A 19087-nucleotide genomic window follows, 5' to 3' on the forward strand; every position below is an offset into this window, starting at 1 on the left:
GGCAGTGGCTTACTCGGCCTGCGCGCGCGAGCCCGCACGATGCGGATACGCGGCGAAAATGTCGGCAATGGTGGAATCGATGCCCGCGTCGCGCTTCGCGGCATCCTGGTTCCGCGGCACGCGGCCCACCGCGATGCCTTCCCAGACCAGCGCGTTGCGCCGCGCGTCCACGAGGTCGATGTTCATCGTGCCTTCGGTGTAACGGTACACGGTGGTGCGGTCGTACCAGTACGGCATGGCGACGTAGCCGCGGGCGCGATAGCTGTAGTAGTAGGCGTAGTCGACGTCGGGCATGGAGCTGACGTCGGTGCGCTGCTGCATGTAGGCGTTGATGTTGAGCCAGAGGTCGGGATCCGCCTCGCTGTAGCGATAGCCGCGCGATTCCATCTGCGCGCGCGCGGCGGCTTTCATGCGGCCGCTCACCAGGCTGGCATAACCCTCGCGTTCGATCGCCAGCGGCGAGTAGAACGCGAAGGTGCGATACGCGGAGAAATCCGCGCGCGGGTCGGAGTCCGTGCTGATGCGGGGGCCGGTGGCGCAGGCCGCGAGCAGGGCGAGTGCACAGCCGAGCAGCAGCCAGCGGATCAATGACGAAGCACGCGAGCCTTGCATGGCGGATCTCCGTTCAGGTCTGCCTTGAAACTAGCATGACGCCCGCTGCCCCGGCGTGAGTCGCCACACCCGCCGGGGCGCCGGTTTCACGGCGTTTCCTGTTCGTACAGGTGACCGGCCCGCAACACGCCGACCTTCCGCGCGTCCTAGTCCCGCCGGTACACCTCCGCGCCCGCGGCCAGGAATTCGGCCGACTTTCCGGCCATGCCCGCCTCCAGCGCCGCCGCTTCGTCGACGCCCTGCGCCGCGGCGTACTCGCGTACGTCCTGGGTGATCCGCATCGAACAGAAGAGCGGGCCGCACATGCTGCAGAAGTGCGCCAGCTTGTGCGCGTCCTTGGGCATGGTCTCGTCGTGGTATTCCCGCGCGCGGTCGGGATCGAGGCCGAGGTTGAACTGGTCCTCCCAGCGGAACTCGAAGCGCGCCTTGCTGAGCGCGTTGTCGCGCACCTGCGCGCCGGGATGCCCCTTGGCCAGATCGGCCGCGTGGGCTGCGATCCTGTATGCCATCAGGCCGTCGCGGACGTCGGCGCGGTTGGGGAGGCCGAGGTGCTCCTTGGGCGTCACGTAACAGAGCATGGCCGTGCCAAACCAGCCGATCATCGCCGCGCCGATCGCGCTGGTGATGTGGTCGTAACCGGGGGCGATGTCGGTGGTCAGCGGGCCGAGCGTGTAGAACGGCGCCTCGCCGCATTCGGCGAGCTGCTTGTCCATGTTCTCCTTGATCAGCTGCATCGGCACGTGGCCGGGGCCTTCGACCATGGTCTGCACGTCGTGCTTCCAGGCGATCTTCGTCAACTCGCCCAGCGTCTCCAGCTCACCGAACTGCGCGGCGTCGTTGGCATCGGCGATGCAGCCCGGACGCAGGCCGTCGCCGAGCGAGAAGGCCACGTCGTAGGCCTTCATGATTTCGCAGATGTCCTCGAAGTGCGTGTAGAGGAAGCTCTCGCGGTGGTGCGCCAGGCACCACTTGGCCATGATGCTGCCGCCGCGCGAGACGATGCCGGTGACCCGTTTCGCGGTCAGTGGGACGTAGCGCAGCAGCACGCCGGCGTGGATGGTGAAGTAGTCCACGCCCTGCTCCGCCTGCTCGATCAGCGTGTCGCGGAAGATCTCCCAGGTCAGTTCCTCGGCGCGCCCATCGACCTTCTCCAGCGCCTGGTAGATCGGCACGGTCCCGATCGGCACCGGCGAGTTGCGGATGATCCACTCGCGGGTCTCGTGGATGTGCTTGCCGGTACTGAGGTCCATGACATTGTCGGCGCCCCAGCGCGTCGCCCACACCAGCTTTTCCACTTCCTCGGCAATGCCGGACGACACGGCGCTGTTGCCGATGTTGGCGTTGACCTTGGTCAGGAAGTTGCGGCCGATGATCATCGGCTCGCTCTCGGGGTGGTTGATGTTGCAGGGCAGGATGGCGCGGCCACGCGCGATCTCGTCGCGCACGAACTCCGGGGTGATGAACGCCTGGATGCTGGCGCCGAACGACTCGCCCGGGTGCTGCAGCAACAGGGTTGCGTCGCGCACTGCGTCCAGGCGCTGGTTCTCGCGGATGGCGACGTATTCCATCTCGGGCGTGACGATGCCCTGGCGCGCGTAGTGCATCTGGGTGACATTGGCGCCCGCCCTGGCGATCCGTGGCAGGCGGCGGTTCGGGAAGCGCACCGCGTCGAGGCGGGCGTCCGACTCGCGGCTGCGACCGAACGCCGAACTGATCCCCGGCAGCAGCACGGTGTCGTCGCGTTCGGCGATCCATTGCGCACGCAGCGGAGCCAGCCCGGCCGAGAGATCGACGCGCGCGTCGGGATCGGTATAGGGGCCCGACGCGTCGTAGACCGCGATCGGTGGATTGCCCTCGCCGCCGAACAGCGTCGGCGTCTGCGACTGGTGGATTTCGCGCATCGCCACGCGAAGGTCGGGGCGCGATCCCTGGACGTGGATCTTGCGCGAACCGGTGATCGGGCTGGTGACGGTGTCGGAAAGCTGGGCGGCCTGCTGCTGCAGGCTGGCGGGCTGGGCGTTCATGGCGTTCGTCCTGGTGGAGGGCTGGACGAAGCGGCGGCGCGGACGCACGGAGCGTGCCCGTGGTTCCCGCGAAGCTTCCCTACGCCGGTATCAGCCGGATCAGGTTCGAAGGGACTGTCTCAACCACGCCGTGCCGGCCGCGGTACCCCCGCTTCAACGGGCATTGCACCACGTTGCCCGCGCGCGGGCCAGCCCGTGCCGCGCGCGGCATAATTGCCGGCCATGACCGACACCCGCGCCCGCCCGCTTTCCGCCACCGCGTACGCCCCCGCCAGCGTGGGCAACATCGGCGTGGGCTTCGACCTGCTCGGGCACACCATCGACGGGCCGCGCGACGTCGCCCACGTGCGCCGGATCGACGCACCCGAAGTGCGCATCGACGCCGTGCGCGGCGACGTGCGCGGCGTGGCTTCGATCCCGCTGGACGCTGCCGCCAACACCGCCGGCCTCGCGCTGCAGTCGCTGCGCTCGGCGCTGGCGCTGCCCTACGGCTTCGCAGTGGAGCTCGACAAGGGCATCGCGCTCGGCTCCGGGCTTGGCGGCTCGGCGGCATCGTGCGTCGCCGCGCTGGTCGCCGCCAACGCGCTGCTCGATGCGCCGCTGCCGCGCGAGGCGCTGTATCCGTTCGCGCTCGACGGCGAATGGGCGTCCACCCACAGCCGCCAGGGGGACAACGTCGGGCCGATGCTGATCGGCGGCGTGGCGATGGCCACGCCGACGCGCCTGCTGGCGCTCGCCGTGCCCGCGTGGCTGCACTGCGTGGTGGTGCATCCGGACCTGGTGCTGGAGACCCGCGACGCGCGCGCCGTGCTGTCCGCGCCCTACGCGCTCGCCGAGGTGGTCGCGCATTCCACCCATCTCGCACTGTTCCTCACCGGGCTGGCACGCGGTGATGCGTCGCTGATCGCCGACGGACTGCGCGACCTGCTGGTGGAACCGCGCCGCGCGCCGCTGATCCGCGGATTCGATGCGGTCCAGGCCGCGGCCAGGGACCAGGGCGCGCTGGGCGCGAGCATTTCCGGTGGCGGGCCAAGCTGCTTCGCCTGGTTCGACAGCCGCGCAGGCGCGGAGCGGGCGGCGCCGGCGATGCGCGCCGCGTTCCTCGATGCGGGCTGCGACGCGCGCGCCTACGTTTCGCCGGTGGCCGGTCCGCGCGCGGAGCTGCTTGGCGACAGCTGAACCGCCAGCGGCTCGTCGCGTCGCACCTTGAACCAGGCCGCGTACAGCGCCGGCAGGAACAGCAGCGTCAGCACGGTGGCGACCGTCAGCCCGCCCATGATCGCCACCGCCATCGGCCCGAAGAACAGCGAGCGCGACAGCGGCACCATTGCCAGGATCGCCGCCAGCGCGGTCAGCACGATCGGCCGGAAGCGGCGCACCGTCGCATCGACGATCGCGTCCCAGCGCGCGTGGCCGGCATCGATGTCCTGCTGGATCTGGTCCACCAGGATGATCGAATTGCGCATGATCATGCCGGCCAGCGCGATGGTGCCGAGCATCGCCACGAAGCCGAACGCGACGCGGAACACCAGCAGGAACAGCACCACGCCGATCAGACCGAGCGGCGCGGTCAGCAGCACCAGCGCGCTGCGCGAGAAGCTGCGCAACTGCAGCATCAACAGCGTGACCACCACGAACAGGAACAGCGGCAGCCCGGCCTTGATCGAGTCCTGCCCGCGCGTGGCGTCCTCGACGGTGCCGCCGGTCTCCAGCAGGTAACCCTGCGGCAGCGCCTCGCGGATGGCCTCGAGCGTGGGCAGGATCTGTGCGACCACGGTGGGCGGCGTCGTCGCGCCGCGCACGTCGGCGCGCACGGTGACCGTGGGCAGGCGGTTGCGGTGCCAGATGATGCCGTCCTCGAACGCGTACTCCAGCCGCGCGACCTGCGCCAGCGGCACCGACTGGCCGCTGGCCGTCGGGATCGCCAGGCTGCCCAGCATGTCGAGCCGCGTGCGCTCGTCCGCCGGGCCGCGCATCAGCATGCCGACCAGCTCGTTGCCCTCGCGGTACACGCTCACCTGCAGCCCGGACAGCGACCCGGCGAGGAACTGCGCGAGCTGCTGCGAGCTGACGCCGAGCACGCGCGCGCGTTCCTGGTCGATCACCAGGCGCACGACCTTGCTCGGCTCGTCCCAGTCGAGGTTGACGTTGGCCGCGTGCGGATTGGCGCGCAACTGCGTGGCCACCTCGTGGGCGATGGCGCGCACGCGCTCGATGTGTTCGCCCGAAACCCGGAACTGCAGCGGATAGCCCACCGGCGGGCCGTTCTCCAGGCGCGTCACGCGCAGCTGCAGGCCCGGGAACGCCGGGGCAGCCTCGTCGAGCAGCCAGGTGCGCAGCCGTTCGCGGGCATCGACGTCTTCGCCGCGCACCACGAACTGCGCGAAGTTCGCAGCCGGCAACTGCTGGTCGAGCGGCAGGTAGAAGCGCGGCGAGCCGGTGCCCACGTAGGCCACGTAGCTGGCCACGCCGTCCTGCGCCTGGAGCAGCGCCTCCATGCGCGCGACTTCGTCCGCGGTGGCGCGCAGCGAACTGCCTTCGGCCAGTTCCAGGTCGACCATCAGCTCCGGCCGCTGCGAGTCGGGGAAGAACTGCTGCGGCACGAAGCGGAACATCAGCACCGACACCAGCAGCAATGCCACCGTGCTGCCGATCACCAGCCAGCGGCGCTCCAGGCACCACTCCAGCAGGCGCCGGAAACGGCGGTAGAACGGACGCTGGTAGGGATCGCGCTCATGGCCATCGCCGACCGGCGGCGGTGCCAGCAGCATGCCGTACTGCGGCCAGCGGTCGGCCCAGCGCATGCGGCGTGCGCGCCAGCGCCCGGCGATGGAGCGCGGCGAAGGCGCGACCGGATGCGCAAGGTCGGGCAGCATGCGCTCGCCGAGCAGCGGGATGAACAGCACGGCCACCACCCATGACACGATCAGCGCGATGCCCACCACCTGGAACAGCGAACGTGTGTACTCGCCGGTCGACGACGCCGCGGTCGCGATCGGCAGGAACCCCGCCGCGGTGACCAGCGTGCCGGTGAGCATCGGGAACGCGGTGTGCGACCACGCGTAGCCGGCTGCCGTGAAGCGGTCGAAGCCCTGCTCCATCTTGATGGCCATCATCTCCACCGCGATGATCGCGTCGTCCACCATCAGGCCGAGCGCCAGCACCAGCGCGCCGAGCGAGATCTTGTGCAGGCCGATGCCGAAGTAGTGCATCACCGCGAACGTCAGCGCCAGCACCAGCGGGATCGACACCGCCACCACCAGCCCGGTGCGGAAGCCGAGCGAGAAGAAGCTCACCAGCAGCACGATCGCCACCGCCTCCACCAGCACGCGCATGAACTCGCCGACGGATTCGCGCACCGCCTGTGGCTGGTCGGACACCTGCGCCAGCTGCATGCCCGCCGGCAATGTGTCCTGCAGGCGCGCGAATTCCGAACTCAGCGCGCCGCCCAGGCGCAGGATGTCGCCGCCGTCGCGCATCGCCACCGCGATGCCGATCGCGTCCTCGCCCATGAAGCGCATGCGCGGCGCGGCGGGATCGGCGAATCCGCGGCTCACCGTGGCCACGTCGCCGAGGCGCAGCGTGCGGTCGCCGGCCCGCACCGGGAAGTCGCGGATCTCGTCGAGCGACCGGAACGCGCCGTCGACGCGCAGCTGCACGCGTTCGCTGCCGGTCTCGAAGAATCCGGCGCCGGTAACCGCGTTCTGCGCCGCCAGCGCCTGCTGCAGCGACGCCAGCGGAATGCCGAGCGTGGCCAGCTTGGCGTTGGCGACCTCGATCCAGACCTTCTCGTCCTGCAGGCCGACCAGTTCCACCTTGCCCACGTCGGGCAGGCGCTGCAGCTCGAGCTCGATGCGCTCGGCGTAATCCTTGAGCACCGCGTAGTCGAAGCCTTCGCCGGTCAGCGCATAGATGTTGCCGAAGGTGTCGCCGAATTCGTCATTGAAGAACGGCCCGACCACGCCTTCCGGCAGCGTGGCGCGCATGTCGCCGACTTTCTTGCGCACCTCGTACCAGAGCGCCGGCACGTCCTTCGAACGCATCGAATCGCGCGCCATGAAGATGATCTGCGACTCGCCCGGCCGCGAGTACGAGCGGATCAGCTCGTAGCGGCCGGTGGCCATCAGCGTGCGCTCGATGCGCTCGGTGACCTGGCTGGCGACGTCCGCGGCGGTGGCACCGGGCCACACCGTCCGCACCACCATCGCCTTGAACGTGAACGGTGGATCCTCGGACTGGCCGAGCTGTCGGTACGACCACGCGCCGACCACCGCCGCCACCAGCATCGCGTAGAGCACCAGCGTGCGGTTGCGCAGCGCCCACTCGGACAGGTTGAACCGCGAGCCACTCACGGCGACGGATCGACGGGGCGGTTGTCACGGTCGACCGGCGCCACGGCCTGGCCCTCGCGCAGCAGGTGGCCGCCGGCCACCACCACCCAATCGTCGGCGGACAGCCCGGCCAGCACCGGGACCCGTTCCGCCGCGAACGGCCCCAGCTTCACCGGCACGGCTTTCAGGCGCGCGTCGGCGCCCACCACCCACACGCTGGCCGCGCCGTCGGCGCCGCGCTGCACCGCCGGGAGCGGCACCGACAGCGGCACGGCGCCGGCCGCGCGCACGTACACGCGGGCACTCTGGCCGAGGTCGACGCGGGCTGCCGCATCGGCGTCCAGCGCCACGCGCGCCGCGTAGGTGCGCGCCTGCGCATCGGCGGCCGGGGCGACCTCGCGGATCGTGCCGTCCAGGGCAACCCCGGGCGCACTCCACAGCTCGACCTTGACCGGCTGGCCGATCCTGAAATCGCGGATCCTCGATTCCGGCAGCGCGATCGCCACCTCGCGGCCGGCGTCGCCGGCGAGCGTGAACACGGTCTGCCCGGCCGCGACCACCTGGCCGGCTTCGGCCTGGCGGCTGGCGATGACGCCGGCGGCCGGCGCGCGCAGCGTCGCGTAGCCGGACTGGTTGCGGGCGACGTCGAGCTGGGCACGCGCGGCGCGGACCTGGCTGGCGGCAGCCTGGTAGGCGGCCTCCTGCGCATCGCGCGTCGAACGGCTGACCAGCTGGTCTTCGGCGAGCGCCGCGTACCGCGCGCGGTCGGCGCGGGCGCGGACCAGCTCGGCCTCGGCGGAGGCGAGCCGCGCCTGCGCGGCGCCGGCCTCGAGCGCGAGGTCGCCGGGATCGAGTTCGGCCAGCAGGGCACCGCGTTCGACGCGCGCGCCGACGTCGACCGCACGGCGCACCAGCATGCCGCCGACCCGGAACGACAGCGGGCTCTCTTCGCGGGCCCGCACCTCGCCGGCGAACGCGGCCTGGCCCGCGTCGGACGCGGCGGGATGTGCCACCAGCACGGGCCGCGGGGGCGCTTCGGCCGGGGTGCGCTCGCCGCAGGCGGCCAGGCTGGAAACGATCGCACCCACCAGCAACCAGGACCGCACCGCCATGGCCTCTCCGCGTTGGCCTCGCGGCCGCTGGAAAACGGTGGCCATCCTATAATTATCAAACTCCATGGTCTAGTATTGGGGAATGTCCGTCTGCGCCGATCAAGACCCTCCCCGACCCGCGCCTGGCAGGCCCAAGGACCTCACCAAGCGCGCGGCGATCCTTGATGCCGCCAAGCAGATGTTCACGCGCCAGGGCTTCGACGGCGCCAGCATGGACCAGATCGCTGCGCTGGCCGGCGTGTCCAAGCTCACCATCTACAGCCACTTCGGCGACAAGGACGCGCTGTTCGTCGCGGTGGTGAACGCGGCCTGCGAGCAGCAGTTGCCCACCGCGCTGTTCGAACCGTCACCGGAGACGCCGCTGCGCGAGCGGCTGATGGACATTGCCCGCGCCTACCACGCGCTGGTGATGGCGCCGGAAACGGTCGCCAGCCATCGCATGCTGTGTGCGCCCCGGCTCGACTCCACGCTGGCGTGCAATTTCTGGAATGCCGGCCCGGCGCGGCTGCACGACGCATTCGCCGCATTGGTGGCGCGACGACAGGCCGCGGGCGATCTGGATGTCGCCGATCCCGCGCGCGCCGCCGGGCACTTCTTTTCGCTGGTGAAGGGCGAGGCCTTTGCGCGGCTCGTCATCGGATACCCAGACACGGCGGCGGAATCCGGCGTGGACGCGCACCTCGAATCCTGCGTCGACATGTTCCTGCGCGCCTTCGCGCGCGCCGGCCGGGCCCCTTGAACATCCCGCCGGCGGTCCCGGTGACTTCCGGCACTCAAGCCCACGCGGCCTGCCCCACCATGCTGTCGGCGTCCCCTCCCGCTATTTGACCTAAAATGGCCGGTCACCCAGACCCGCCAGGCCCCGCCATGACCCTTGATTACGCCAAAGCCCGCGAAGCCATGGTCGAACAACAGGTTCGCCCATGGGAGGTGCTCGACACCCGCGTCCTCGACGTGATCGTGCGGCTGCCCCGCGAGAGCTTCGTGCCGGCCGCGCACCGCGCGCTGGCCTATGCCGACCTCGCGATCCCGCTCGCGCACGGCGAGTCGATGATGAAGCCGGTGCTCGAAGGCCGTGCGCTGCAGGCGCTGGCGCTCGACGGCAGCGAGGACGTGCTCGAGATCGGCACCGGGAGCGGCTACATGGCCGCATGCCTGGGCCGCCTGGCGCGCTCGGTGCTCAGCATCGAACGCCACGGCGACATCGCCGCCGCCGCCCTGGCCACGCTGCACGCCGAGGGCCTGGCCAACGTCGACGTCGAACATGCCGATGCCTTTGCCTGGAACACCGACCGCAAGTTCGACGCGATCTGCGTCACCGGCGCGGTCGACACGGTGCCGTTGCACTTCCTAGGCTGGCTCCGTCCCGGCGGCCGCATGTTCATCGTCCGCGGCCGCGCGCCGGTGATGGAGGCCGTGCTCATGCACGCCGACGTCAACGGCACGCGCACGGAATCGTTGTTCGAGACCGACCTCGCCTATCTGGCGGGCGCGGCCCCCGTGCCGGCATTCGCGTTCTGAACGCCAGCCCACACCAAGGATCTTCCATGACCCGTCGTCCCCTCGTCCTCGCGCTCCTCCTGGCACTGCTGCCCGCCGCGGCATCGGCCGAAGACCTGCTGCAGGCCTACGAGCAGGCCCGCAACAGCGATCCGACATTTTCCGCCGCCGAATCCAGCCGGCTCGCGACCCGCGAAGGCGCGGTGCAGGCGCGCGCATCGCTGCTGCCCCAGATCGGCGGCAGCGCCTCGCTGTCGCGTTCGCGTACCGACACCTCGGGGCGCGATATCGATGAAGTGACCGGGCAGCCCTTCATCGGCCGCAGCGAGTCCGAGTCGACCACGCGCTCGCTGGGCGTGAACCTCAACCAGGCGGTGCTCGACCTGGGCCGCATCAGCAACCTGCGCTCGCAGCGCGAGCTGGCCACCGCGGCCGACTTCACGCTGGACTCGGCCGGCGACTCGCTGATCACCCGCACCTCGGCGGCGTACTTCAACGTGCTGGTCGCGATCGAGACGCTGGCCGCGGCGCAGGCGCAGGAAGCGGCGCTGAAGAAGCAGTTCGACTTCGCCGACAAGCGCCTCGAGGTCGGCCTGGCGCCGATCACCGACGTGCACGAGGCCCGCGCCCAGTACGACAGCGCGCGCGCCAACACCATCGTCACCGGCAACGCACTCGAAGACGCCTACCAGGCGCTGCGCCAGATCACCGGCACCGACGTGCGCAACCTCAAGGGCCTGCCGGAAGACTTCAGCCCGGCGCTGCCGACCGAACAGGCGGTCGACGGCTGGGTCACCAGCGCGGTCGACAACAATCCCGGCCTCAAGGCGCTGGAGCACCAGCTGCAGGCCGCCGGGCACGACGTCGGCACCGCCAAGGCCGGCCACCTGCCCACGATCTACCTCTCCGGCAACTACGGGGAAACCGACCGCTGGGGTGATCCCACGACGTTGCCGGGTGGTGCCGTCGCCCGGCTCGACGCCGAGTCGAAGTCGCGCAGCGTGGGGCTGACGCTGGACGTGCCGATCTTCTCCGGCGGCGCCACCCAGTCGCGCGTGCGCCAGGCCATCGCCACCCGCGACGTGCGCCAGGACCAGTACGAGGCCGAACGCCGCGCGCTGGTGCGCGAAACCCGCAACGCCTACCAGACGCTGGTGGCCGGCATCAGCGAGGTCGAGGCGCGCAAGGCGGCGGTGTTCTCCGCGCGCAGCGCCTACGAGGCCTCGCAGGTGGGGCTGGAAGTCGGCACGCGCACCGTGCTCGACGTGCTCAACAACCAGCAGACGCTGTTCAACGCCGAGCGCGAATACGCGCTGGCGCGTTACAACTTCCTGCAGAACCGGCTGTTGCTGGAGCAGGCGGCCGGCACCATCGATGTCGCCAGCGTGCAGGACGTGAATCGCCTGCTGACCGTCGATGCCGAAGCACGGCTTGAAGCGCCCGGAGCCAACGGCCGCTGAGCGCTGCGCAGGCGGCACGGAAACACAACAGGGCGCTTCGGCGCCCTGTTCCGTTCAGGGCGCCGGCGGCAGGTGGGGCGCGATCAGCTCCATGGTGCGCGCAAGGGCGCCGCGCCCGGCTTTCACCAGCTGCAGCCCGGCCTGCACCATCACGCCGCGTGCCTGGTCATCGGCGAGCAACTCGGCCACCGCCTCGCCGACCGCGTCGGCATCGGCAGCGATGCGCAGGGCGCCGGCCTCGTCGAGCTGGCGGGCGATGTCGCTGAAGTTATGCAGGTGCGGCCCCGTCACCACGGCCACGCCCAGCGCCGCAGGTTCGAGCAGGTTGTGTCCGCCCACCGGCTGCAGGCTGCCTCCCACGAAGGCCACGCGCGCGCAGGCGTAGAACTGCGTGAGTTCGCCGAGCGTGTCGACAACGAACACGTCGTCGTTTTGGTCCGGCCAGTGCGTGAACTGGCGCGTGGCAACCCGCCAGCCGGCTTCCACGCAGGCCTGCGTGACCGGGCGGAAGCGCTCGGGATGGCGCGGCGCCCACAGCAGCAGCAGCGCCGGCCAGTGCTCGCGCAGGCGCCGGTGGATGGCGATCACCGCGGCCTCCTCGTCGGGATGCGTGCTGGCCGCGATCCACGCCAGGCGACCGCCGCTGTGCCCTGCGAATGCGGCGGCGGTGCGCCGTGCCGCGTCGTCCACCGCGATGTCGAACTTGAGGTTGCCGAGCACGGTGATCGCGGCAGGTTCGGCGCCCAGGCGCACGAAGCGCTCGCCGTCGGCTGCCGACTGCGCGGCGACGCGATGCAGCGTGCGCAGCGCGCGCGCCACCAGCGGCCGCAGCACGCGGTAGCCGCGCAGGGACCGCTCCGACAGCCGCGCGTTCACCAGGTAGGCGGGAATGCCGTGGTCGCGGCAGCAGAACAGCAGGTTCGGCCACAGCTCGGTTTCCAGCACCAGCGCCAGCCGTGGCCGGTGGTGCGCAAGGAAGCGCCGCACCGCGCCCGACAGGTCATAGGGCAGGTAGACGTGCGCGACGCGCTCGCCCCACAGCGCCCGGACGCGCGACGAGCCGGTCGGGGTGATGGTGGTCACCAGCAGGCGCAGGTCGGGGCGCGCGGCCAGCAGCGCATCCACCAGCGGCGCCGCGGCGTTCACTTCGCCCACCGATACCGCGTGCACCCACACGCAGCCGTCGCCCTCCACGGGCGGCGTGCGGTAGATCGCGTAGCGCTCGTCCCAGCGCTGCAGGTAGCCGGCCTGGCGGAATCCGCGCCAGATCAGGTGGTACACCGTGACTGGCACCAGCAGGTACAGCACGGCCGAGTACAGACCGCGCAGCAGGCGTTCAACGGCGCGTTCGCTTGGGGCGGCCTTCATGCGGCAAGGATAGCGAAGCCGCCGGGCCTGCGGCGGGCCGGCGGGCCACGACCGGTAGAATCCCCGCATGTCCGATTCCGACAACACGCCGCCGCTGGCGCCGCGCCACTGGCCGACCTGGCTCGGCATCGCCGCGATGGCGCTGCTGGCGCGCCTGCCGTGGCCATTGCAGCGCGCGGTCGGTCGCGCGTTCGGCGCACTGTTGCGCGCCGCGCTGCCGCGGCGCCGCCACATCGCCGCGCGCAATATCGCGTTGTGTTTCCCGGAGCTCGACGCCGCCGCGCGCGACGCGCTGCTGCGCCGCCACTTCGCCGCGATCGGCATCGGCGTGTTCGAGTTCGCGCGCGCCTGGTGGGGCTCGGTGGCGCCGCTGCGCCGCGGGCTGGTGGTCGAAGGCCTCGAACACGTGCACGCGCCGCGCGCCGCGGGCCGCGGGGTGATCGTGGTCTCAGGGCACTTCACCACGCTCGAGGTCTGCGGCCGGCTGATGTGCGACCACATCCCGCTGGCCGGCATGTACCGGCCGCATGCGCAGGCGGCGATGGAATGGGCGGTGCGCCGCGGCCGCGCGCGCTATGCCGCTGCGATGTTCCCCAAGCAGGACCTGCGCGGCGCGGTGCGCCACCTCAAGCGTGGCGGCCTGCTCTGGTACGCGCCCGACCAGGACCCGAGCCGCGGCGACAGCGTGTTCGTGCCGTTCTTCGGCCAGCCGGCGCACAGCCTGAAATCGACCCACCAGCTGGCGCGCATGTCGGGCGCGGCCGTGGTGTTCTTCCAGCACGCGCGCCGCGCGGATGGCGGCTACACGCTGCGCCTGTTTCCCGCGACCGCCGGCTATCCGACCGCGGACGCCGTGGCCGACACCGCCGAAGTGATGGCCGCCATCGAGACCATGGTGCGCGCCGCGCCCGAGCAGTACCTGTGGATCCACCGCCGCTTCAAGCGGCGTCCGGACGGGGGCTCGGTGTACTGACGCGCGCCAGCAGGCTGCCGGCGTAGAGCGCGGCGAGCATCAGCGTCAGGCCACCCCAGAACGTGGAATAGAACGCCAGGTGGGTGTTGAACGGGAACACCGTCACCAGCAGGGCGAGCATCGCCGGCCGCGCGCGCTCACGCGCGGCGACGTCGGCGAAGCGCCAGGCGCGCAGCGCCAGTGCCATGCCCGCCAGCCACAGCAACAGCCCGATCACGCCGGTTTCGCTCAGCACTTCCAGCACGATCTGGTGCGCATGCAGCGCCGGCCCTTCGCCCCAGGCCGGCACGTCACCGGCCTGCGGATCGCAGGCCGGGAACGCCTCGCGGAAGCCGCGCGCGCCGACGCCGTTGAAGGGATGCGCGCGCGCCATGCACAGCGCCGCGCCCCAGATCCGCGTGCGCCCGGACAGTGCGCTGTCGACGCCGGTCTCGTCCGCCGACAGCGCATGGGTGGTGCGTTCGATGCGGTCGCGGACATCCGGCGACGCCAGCCCCAGCGCCAGCACTGTCACCAGGCCGAACGCGAACACGAGCAGCAGGCGCTTCCAGCCGAGCAGGCGCCAACCCGACAGCACCAGCACCAGCGCATAGGTCAGCCACGAGGCGCGCGAACCGGCGAACACGATCACGATGCCGATTGCCGCGGCGGCGACCACCCAGCCGGCGGTGTGCCAGCGCCGCCCCGCGGCATACAGCGCGAACGGCGACAGGCTGGCCAGCACCACGCCGAGCTTGAGGTTGCACGGGCCGAGCACGCCGCCCAGGCGGTCGGCGCTGGCCAGTTCTTCGAGGTTGCACATCGGCCGACCGCTGATCGCCTGCTTGGCGGCATCGATCCCCCAGAACAGCGGGCTGGTGCCGAAGGCGACCTCGGCCAGCGCGTCCAGGGTCCACACGCCCACGATCACCGCCAGCCCGATGAAGGTCAGCCGACGGCCGCGCTCGCTGGCCACGGCGATCGCCACCAGCCAGAGGAACGGCAGGTAGCGCAGGTCGACCGCGGCTTCGCGCAGCGCGCGCGCCGGATCCACGGCATCGGGCGCGGACAGCAGTTCGGGCAGCCAGTAGGCGAAGAACAGCACGCTGGTCAGCGCCCACGCCGGGCCGCTGAGCAGCGCGCCACCGCCGCGGAAGCGCGCGGTGAGCAGCTTGATGATCGCCAGCAGCGCGCCGAGCACCATCACGCCCTCGGCATAGCCGGGCGCGGGCCAGAGCGCGACGAACGCCAGCACCCAGTGCGGCGCCCAGCGCCATCCGCTGGGCGCGGGCGCACCTGCCGGTGGCAGCGTGTCAGCGGAGTTCGTCATAGACCGAAAGCGTGGCGTCCTGCATCGTCCGGAGCAAGTAGGTCACGGGGATGGCGGTCATCGTAGCCGGTGCCCGTGACGGCTGTCCGAGCAGCGCGCGCGCGCGCGCCAGCAGCGCCGCGGCATCGAACGCGGGCACCGCGCCGGCCGGCTGCAGCTCGTGCAGCAGCTCACCCACCCCGCCGTGGTCCCAGCCGAGCACCTGGCGGCCGACCGCCAGCGCTTCGACCACGGTGCGCCCGAAGGCCTCCGGTTTGCGCGACAGCTGCAGCACCAGGTCGCAGGCCGCGTAGGCATCGGCGATGGCCGTGGTCGGGGGCGCGATCACCACCGCGTCGGCGATGCCGAGGGCGGCGGCGGACGCCTCCAGCTCGTCGACGTACGCCGCACGCGCCGAGTCGCGCGCACCCGGCATCCAAAGGCGCGCATCGAGGCCGTCCGAGCGCAGCGCGGCCAGCAGCGCCAGCGCATCGCCATGCCCCTTGAGCCGGGTGCCGCGACCCGGCAGCAGCAGCAACCGGCCCTCGCCGGCCAGACGGCTGTCCGACGCGGCGGCGCGCGCGCGCGCAGCGGGGTCCGGCCAGGGCGCGCGCGGGAACGCCGCGGGGTCGATGCCACGCGGGATCACCCGCAGGCGCGCGGGATCGGTGCCCGGGTACGCGCGCAGCACGTAGGCGCGCACCGTGTCGGACACGCATATGACGCGTTCGCCACGGGTCATGATCGCGCTGTAGCGCGAGGGCGAGTTCAAGCCGTGGACCGTGGTGACCAGGCGCGGGCGGCCTGTTTCGGGGATGCCGCGCAGCGCGCGCCAGGCGACCCACGCCGGCAGCCGCGAGCGTGCGTGCACGATGTCCACGCCGTGCTCGACGCACAGCCGACGCAGCGGCCGCACCTGGCCCAGCGTCGCCAGTGACTTGCGGCCCAGCGGCAGCTCCACGTGCACGGCACCGGTGGCACGCAGCGCCGGCAGCAGGCGCCCGCCGGCCGATGCGACCAGGGCGCGGTGGCCGGCCCGCACCAGCGCCTCGGCGATCTCGATGGTGGAGCGCTCGACGCCGCCGGATTCCAGCGCCGGCAACACCTGCAGGACTGTCAGCGGCCGGTGCATGCGCCCGCAGCCGCCCGTGCCGGTCTCAGTCGACCAGCACGAAATGGGCGCTGCAGTACGGGCAGTCGGCCTGGCCGCCGTCGGCTTCGATCGGCAGGTAGACGCGCGGATGCGAGTTCCACAGCGCCATCGACGGCAGCGGGCAGCTCAGCGGCAGGTCGGCGCGCCGGACCTCGTACTGCGTCTGGGCGTTGGCCACGGTGGGCTGCGTCGGAGCGGTGGACATGGGTGCGGTGCCAGATGGAAAACGGAAACCGGAGTTTACCGCGCCGCCAGCGGCACGGCCCGCGCTCAGGCCGGCAGCTCGAACAGCAGCGCGTGCGTAGCGGCGCCGGGTAAGGCCACCAGCGTTGCAGGTGCCGGCGAATGGGCGTCCCAGGCCAGTCCGTCGCCCGCGGACAATGCCTGGCCGTCGACCGCCGCAGCGCCTTCGAGCAGCTGCAGCCAGCCACGGCGTCCCGCCACGGCGTCGAGCGCGAGCGATGCGCCGGCTTCGAGCCGCGCGCTGCGCAACCGCGCGTCCTGGCGCAGAAGGAGCGGACGGTCATCGCCCGCTGCGCCATCCACGCCATCGCATCCCTCGCGGTCCGCGCGGTCCGCGCGGTCCGCGGACTCATGGAACTCCCCGCCGGCGGCGAGCGTGAGCCAGGCGCCGCTTGCCGTGGCAGACGCCGGAGCGACCGCGATACCGGGCGCCGCGTTCACGCGGTCCGGCTGGATCCAGGCTTCCAGCAGGCGCAGTGGCGCTGTGGCCGAGGCATTGGCCAGCCGGCAGTCCATGCCGTGCCCGGCGCCGATCCACGCCGCGCCCCTTGCGGTGACTTCGCGCGGATCGAAGCCTGCGCAATCGATGCGCAGGCGACCTTCCAGCACCAGCAGGACGAGGTCCATGTTGGCGATGCGGGCAGCCTCGCCCACCGCGCCGGGCGCCCACGCCTGCGTCGACAGCACGCGCAGCGCGCCCCAGCCCATCCACGCGCGATCGATCGCGTCGCCGCGCGAGAACGCGTGCCGCGCATCCACGCCGCCGGCGACAATGCGTCCGCGCGCAGCGGCGCGGCGGAGCAGCGCGTTCCCAGGCGCCATCACTCGATCCTGGCGGCCTCGTCGAACGACAGCCGCGGCGAACGCGGGAACAGCTGCGCAGGATCGCCGTGGCCCAGGTTGACGAGGATGTTGGAACGCACCGCCGTGCCCTGGAAAAACGCCGCGTCGACCATCGCGTTGTCGAAGCCGCTCATCGGCCCGCAGTCGAGGCCGAGCGCGCGCGCGGCCATGATCAGGTAGGCCGCCTGCATGCTGGAGCCACGCAGGCCCACGCGCTCCAGGCGCGCTTCGTCGGAGCCGGCGAACCACGAACGCGCATCGGTATGCGGGAACAGCACCGGCAGCTTGTCGTAGAACGCCATGTCGTGGCCGATGATCACGGTGACCGGCGCGGCCAGGGTCTTGTCGCGGTTGCCGTCGCTGAGCGCCGGCGCCAGGCGCGCCTTGGCTTCCGCCGACTTCACGAACACGAAGCGCGCCGGGCAGGCATTGGCCTCGGTGGGACCGAACTTCACCAGGTCGTAGAGCGCGCGCAGGCTGTCGTCGCCGACCTCGCCGCCAATCGCGTTGTGGGTGCGGGCCTCGCGGAACAGGCGGGCAAGCGCGGTGGCGGGCAATGCATCGGTCATCAGGTGTCCTCTCGATCGCGGGTTCGGCTGGACCGGGAAGTGTAGAGTCCGCCCGGAGAAACCACAGGCCCGGCCCCGGAACGGATGGTCACGACAGCAGAACGCGCGCACCCGGCCGTCGCCTGGGCGCTGAGCGATGGACGCGCCGGCAACGCGCGCCAGGCCACCGCGCTTGCCGAAGCGCTGGGCGTCGGTGCCGTGGACGACGTGGCGCTGGCGGCGCGCGCACCGTGGTCGTGGCTTGCGCCACGCTGCCTGCCGGGCGCCGCGCAGGCCTTCGGCGCGCCGTTCGCGGCGAGCCTGGCAGCGCCACCGCTGGTCGCCGTCGGCTGTGGCCGGCAGGCGGCGCTGGCCACGCGCCTGCTGCGCGCACGCGGCGCGCGCGCGGTGCAGGTGCTCGATCCGCGCATCGACCCGCGCCACTGGGATCTGGTCGTCACCCCTGCGCATGACGGCTTGCGCGGCGACAACGTGATCACCACGCTCGGCAGCCTGCATGCGATCGACGACGCCTGGCTGGCGCGCGCGCGGATGGAATTCGCGGACTTCGCGGAGCTGCCGTCGCCGCGCACCGCCCTGCTGCTCGGCGGGCCGAGCGCGCATGCCGGCTTCGACCTTGTGGCATTTCAAGGCTTGCTGGCGCTGGCCGACGCCGTGGCCGCGCGCGAAGGCGGCAGCCTGCTGGTGACGGCCTCGCGGCGCACGCCGCCCGCACTGCGCGATGCCCTGCGCGCGCACCGCGGCCGCGTGTCGCTGATGGCGTGGGTGGACGACACCGATGGCCGCAACCCCTATCCCGGCATGCTGGCCTGGGCGGACCGCATCGTGTGCACCGCCGACTCCGTGAACATGCTGTCCGAAGCCTGCGCCACCGCGGCGCCGGTGTTCGTGGCCGGCGCGGACCGCGTGCGCGGACGGCCGCGGCGCTTCGTCGACGAACTGCTGTCGCGCGGGCGCGTCCGCGCGGTGGACGAGCGCCTCGACGGCTACATCGCCATTCCGCTGCGCGAGACCGGGCGCATCGCCGGCGAGGTGCGTGCGCGGCTCGGACTCGCCTGACCTGGCGCGTGGCGGCGCGGCTTGGCTTATCCTCGCCGCATCCGCGCACCGGTGACGCCATGGACATCGCAAGCCAGACCGACCGCCCCATCGACCGCTGGTTCGCGAGCTATTCCGGCGACCACCGCAATGCCCGCAACCAGGCCATCCACGTGTTCGCGGTGCCGGCCATCCTGTGGAGCGTGATCGCCCTGCTGTGGTGCATCCCGTCGCCGGGCACCGCGCTCCGCCAAGGGGTGTGGGCGGCGCTGGCGATGTTCGCGGCCTGGCTGTTCTACCAGCGCGCGTCGCGCCCGCTCGGCGTCGGCATGGCGGTGCAGCTGCTGGCCATGGCCTCGCTGTGCTGGTGGCTGCACGACGCGCTGGGCACGCGCGGGCTGCTGGCGCTCGCCGTAGGCGTGTTCGTGGTGGCGTGGATCGCGCAGTTCATCGGCCACCGCATCGAAGGCCGCAAGCCGAGCTTTTTCACCGACCTGGTGTATCTGCTGATCGGCCCGGCCTGGGTGCTGGCCAAGCTCTACCGCCGCCTGGGGTGGCGCTGGTAGGAGCGTC

The 19087-nt window shown here is 71.7% G+C and carries 17 protein-coding genes and 1 riboswitch; of the genes, 7 read left to right on the forward strand and 10 right to left on the reverse strand.

Translation table 11 applies throughout. The features are described 5' to 3' along the window. Positions 1 to 9: 9 nt before the first annotated feature. Positions 10 to 612, reverse strand: a complete 603-nt coding sequence (locus tag JGR64_RS11680; RefSeq protein ID WP_199373535.1) for a DUF4136 domain-containing protein — start codon at positions 610 to 612, stop codon at positions 10 to 12. A gap of 146 nt (positions 613 to 758) precedes the next feature. After that, positions 759 to 2636: a phosphomethylpyrimidine synthase ThiC gene (gene thiC / locus JGR64_RS11685; RefSeq protein ID WP_199373536.1), complete on the reverse strand. Its 1878-nt coding sequence runs from the start codon at positions 2634 to 2636 to the stop codon at positions 759 to 761. Between the two features lie 58 nt (positions 2637 to 2694). Continuing rightward, a riboswitch (TPP riboswitch) is annotated at positions 2695 to 2796 on the reverse strand. A gap of 62 nt (positions 2797 to 2858) precedes the next feature. On the opposite strand from thiC, the gene JGR64_RS11690 reads away from it, so the two are divergent. Then, positions 2859 to 3815, forward strand: a complete 957-nt coding sequence (locus tag JGR64_RS11690) for a homoserine kinase (RefSeq protein ID WP_199373537.1) — start codon at positions 2859 to 2861, stop codon at positions 3813 to 3815. On the opposite strand, the gene JGR64_RS11695 is transcribed toward JGR64_RS11690, so the two are convergent. Together JGR64_RS11695 and JGR64_RS11700 are read right to left on the reverse strand one after the other, a co-directional pair. Beyond that, complete coding sequence (locus tag JGR64_RS11695; RefSeq protein ID WP_255531425.1) at positions 3764 to 6988, reverse strand: efflux RND transporter permease subunit; 3225 nt, start codon at positions 6986 to 6988, stop codon at positions 3764 to 3766. The genes JGR64_RS11690 and JGR64_RS11695 overlap by 52 nt on opposite strands. Next, a complete protein-coding gene (locus JGR64_RS11700; RefSeq protein ID WP_199373538.1) occupies positions 6985 to 8079 on the reverse strand; it encodes an efflux RND transporter periplasmic adaptor subunit in 1095 nt (364 codons plus the stop codon). Before JGR64_RS11700 ends, JGR64_RS11695 begins: the two co-directional genes overlap by 4 nt. A gap of 82 nt (positions 8080 to 8161) precedes the next feature. Between JGR64_RS11700 and JGR64_RS11705 the strand changes: the two genes are divergently transcribed. The 3 genes from JGR64_RS11705 to JGR64_RS11715 all read left to right on the forward strand — a co-directional run bounded on the left by JGR64_RS11705 (position 8162) and on the right by JGR64_RS11715 (position 11039). Beyond that, on the forward strand, positions 8162 to 8818 hold the full coding sequence (locus JGR64_RS11705) for a TetR/AcrR family transcriptional regulator (RefSeq protein ID WP_199373539.1): 657 nt from the start codon (positions 8162 to 8164) through the stop codon (positions 8816 to 8818). 128 nt (positions 8819 to 8946) lie between these two features. Beyond that, positions 8947 to 9600: a protein-L-isoaspartate O-methyltransferase gene (locus JGR64_RS11710; protein WP_199373540.1), complete on the forward strand. Its 654-nt coding sequence runs from the start codon at positions 8947 to 8949 to the stop codon at positions 9598 to 9600. 26 nt (positions 9601 to 9626) lie between these two features. Beyond that, complete coding sequence (locus JGR64_RS11715) at positions 9627 to 11039, forward strand: TolC family outer membrane protein (RefSeq protein WP_199373541.1); 1413 nt, start codon at positions 9627 to 9629, stop codon at positions 11037 to 11039. A gap of 54 nt (positions 11040 to 11093) precedes the next feature. On the opposite strand, the gene waaA is transcribed toward JGR64_RS11715, so the two are convergent. Then, entirely contained in the window at positions 11094 to 12407 is a 1314-nt protein-coding gene (gene waaA, locus JGR64_RS11720) for a lipid IV(A) 3-deoxy-D-manno-octulosonic acid transferase (protein ID WP_199373542.1), read from the reverse strand. Positions 12408 to 12474: 67 nt separating this feature from the next. Between waaA and lpxL the strand changes: the two genes are divergently transcribed. After that, positions 12475 to 13380, forward strand: a complete 906-nt coding sequence (gene lpxL / locus JGR64_RS11725) for an LpxL/LpxP family Kdo(2)-lipid IV(A) lauroyl/palmitoleoyl acyltransferase (RefSeq protein ID WP_199373543.1) — start codon at positions 12475 to 12477, stop codon at positions 13378 to 13380. On the opposite strand, the gene JGR64_RS11730 is transcribed toward lpxL, so the two are convergent. The 5 genes from JGR64_RS11730 to JGR64_RS11750 all read right to left on the reverse strand — a co-directional run bounded on the left by JGR64_RS11730 (position 13346) and on the right by JGR64_RS11750 (position 17476). Further along, positions 13346 to 14689 (reverse strand): O-antigen ligase, encoded by a 1344-nt coding sequence (locus JGR64_RS11730; RefSeq protein WP_199373544.1) that lies wholly within the window; start codon positions 14687 to 14689, stop codon positions 13346 to 13348. The two genes, lpxL and JGR64_RS11730, sit on opposite strands and share 35 nt — an antisense overlap. Further along, on the reverse strand, positions 14673 to 15800 hold the full coding sequence (locus tag JGR64_RS11735) for a glycosyltransferase (RefSeq protein ID WP_199373545.1): 1128 nt from the start codon (positions 15798 to 15800) through the stop codon (positions 14673 to 14675). The genes JGR64_RS11730 and JGR64_RS11735 overlap by 17 nt, the downstream gene beginning before the upstream one ends. Before the next feature lie 25 nt (positions 15801 to 15825). Further along, a complete protein-coding gene (locus JGR64_RS11740) occupies positions 15826 to 16026 on the reverse strand; it encodes a zinc-finger domain-containing protein (protein ID WP_199373546.1) in 201 nt (66 codons plus the stop codon). Between the two features lie 65 nt (positions 16027 to 16091). Next, positions 16092 to 16886: a hypothetical protein gene (locus JGR64_RS11745; RefSeq protein ID WP_199373547.1), complete on the reverse strand. Its 795-nt coding sequence runs from the start codon at positions 16884 to 16886 to the stop codon at positions 16092 to 16094. Next, a complete protein-coding gene (locus JGR64_RS11750) occupies positions 16886 to 17476 on the reverse strand; it encodes a malonic semialdehyde reductase (RefSeq protein ID WP_199373548.1) in 591 nt (196 codons plus the stop codon). The genes JGR64_RS11745 and JGR64_RS11750 overlap by 1 nt, the downstream gene beginning before the upstream one ends. Before the next feature lie 84 nt (positions 17477 to 17560). Between JGR64_RS11750 and JGR64_RS11755 the strand changes: the two genes are divergently transcribed. Then, on the forward strand, positions 17561 to 18535 hold the full coding sequence (locus JGR64_RS11755) for a mitochondrial fission ELM1 family protein (RefSeq protein ID WP_199373549.1): 975 nt from the start codon (positions 17561 to 17563) through the stop codon (positions 18533 to 18535). A gap of 59 nt (positions 18536 to 18594) precedes the next feature. Continuing rightward, complete coding sequence (locus JGR64_RS11760; protein ID WP_199373550.1) at positions 18595 to 19080, forward strand: Mpo1-like protein; 486 nt, start codon at positions 18595 to 18597, stop codon at positions 19078 to 19080. The last annotated feature ends 7 nt before the right edge of the window (positions 19081 to 19087 follow it).

The organism is Luteimonas sp. MC1572, assembly GCF_016615815.1.
Lineage (GTDB): Bacteria > Pseudomonadota > Gammaproteobacteria > Xanthomonadales > Xanthomonadaceae > Luteimonas.

Coding starts and splice junctions, on each gene's coding strand:
- JGR64_RS11680 (WP_199373535.1), bottom strand. CDS start 612: ATGCAAGGCTCGCGTGCTTCGTCATTGATCCGCTGGCTGCTGCTCGGC.
- thiC (WP_199373536.1), bottom strand. CDS start 2,636: ATGAACGCCCAGCCCGCCAGCCTGCAGCAGCAGGCCGCCCAGCTTTCC.
- JGR64_RS11690 (WP_199373537.1), top strand. CDS start 2,859: ATGACCGACACCCGCGCCCGCCCGCTTTCCGCCACCGCGTACGCCCCC.
- JGR64_RS11700 (WP_199373538.1), bottom strand. CDS start 8,079: ATGGCGGTGCGGTCCTGGTTGCTGGTGGGTGCGATCGTTTCCAGCCTG.
- JGR64_RS11705 (WP_199373539.1), top strand. CDS start 8,162: ATGTCCGTCTGCGCCGATCAAGACCCTCCCCGACCCGCGCCTGGCAGG.
- JGR64_RS11710 (WP_199373540.1), top strand. CDS start 8,947: ATGACCCTTGATTACGCCAAAGCCCGCGAAGCCATGGTCGAACAACAG.
- JGR64_RS11715 (WP_199373541.1), top strand. CDS start 9,627: ATGACCCGTCGTCCCCTCGTCCTCGCGCTCCTCCTGGCACTGCTGCCC.
- waaA (WP_199373542.1), bottom strand. CDS start 12,407: ATGAAGGCCGCCCCAAGCGAACGCGCCGTTGAACGCCTGCTGCGCGGT.
- lpxL (WP_199373543.1), top strand. CDS start 12,475: ATGTCCGATTCCGACAACACGCCGCCGCTGGCGCCGCGCCACTGGCCG.
- JGR64_RS11730 (WP_199373544.1), bottom strand. CDS start 14,689: ATGACGAACTCCGCTGACACGCTGCCACCGGCAGGTGCGCCCGCGCCC.
- JGR64_RS11735 (WP_199373545.1), bottom strand. CDS start 15,800: ATGCACCGGCCGCTGACAGTCCTGCAGGTGTTGCCGGCGCTGGAATCC.
- JGR64_RS11740 (WP_199373546.1), bottom strand. CDS start 16,026: ATGTCCACCGCTCCGACGCAGCCCACCGTGGCCAACGCCCAGACGCAG.
- JGR64_RS11745 (WP_199373547.1), bottom strand. CDS start 16,886: ATGGCGCCTGGGAACGCGCTGCTCCGCCGCGCCGCTGCGCGCGGACGC.
- JGR64_RS11750 (WP_199373548.1), bottom strand. CDS start 17,476: ATGACCGATGCATTGCCCGCCACCGCGCTTGCCCGCCTGTTCCGCGAG.
- JGR64_RS11755 (WP_199373549.1), top strand. CDS start 17,561: ATGGTCACGACAGCAGAACGCGCGCACCCGGCCGTCGCCTGGGCGCTG.
- JGR64_RS11760 (WP_199373550.1), top strand. CDS start 18,595: ATGGACATCGCAAGCCAGACCGACCGCCCCATCGACCGCTGGTTCGCG.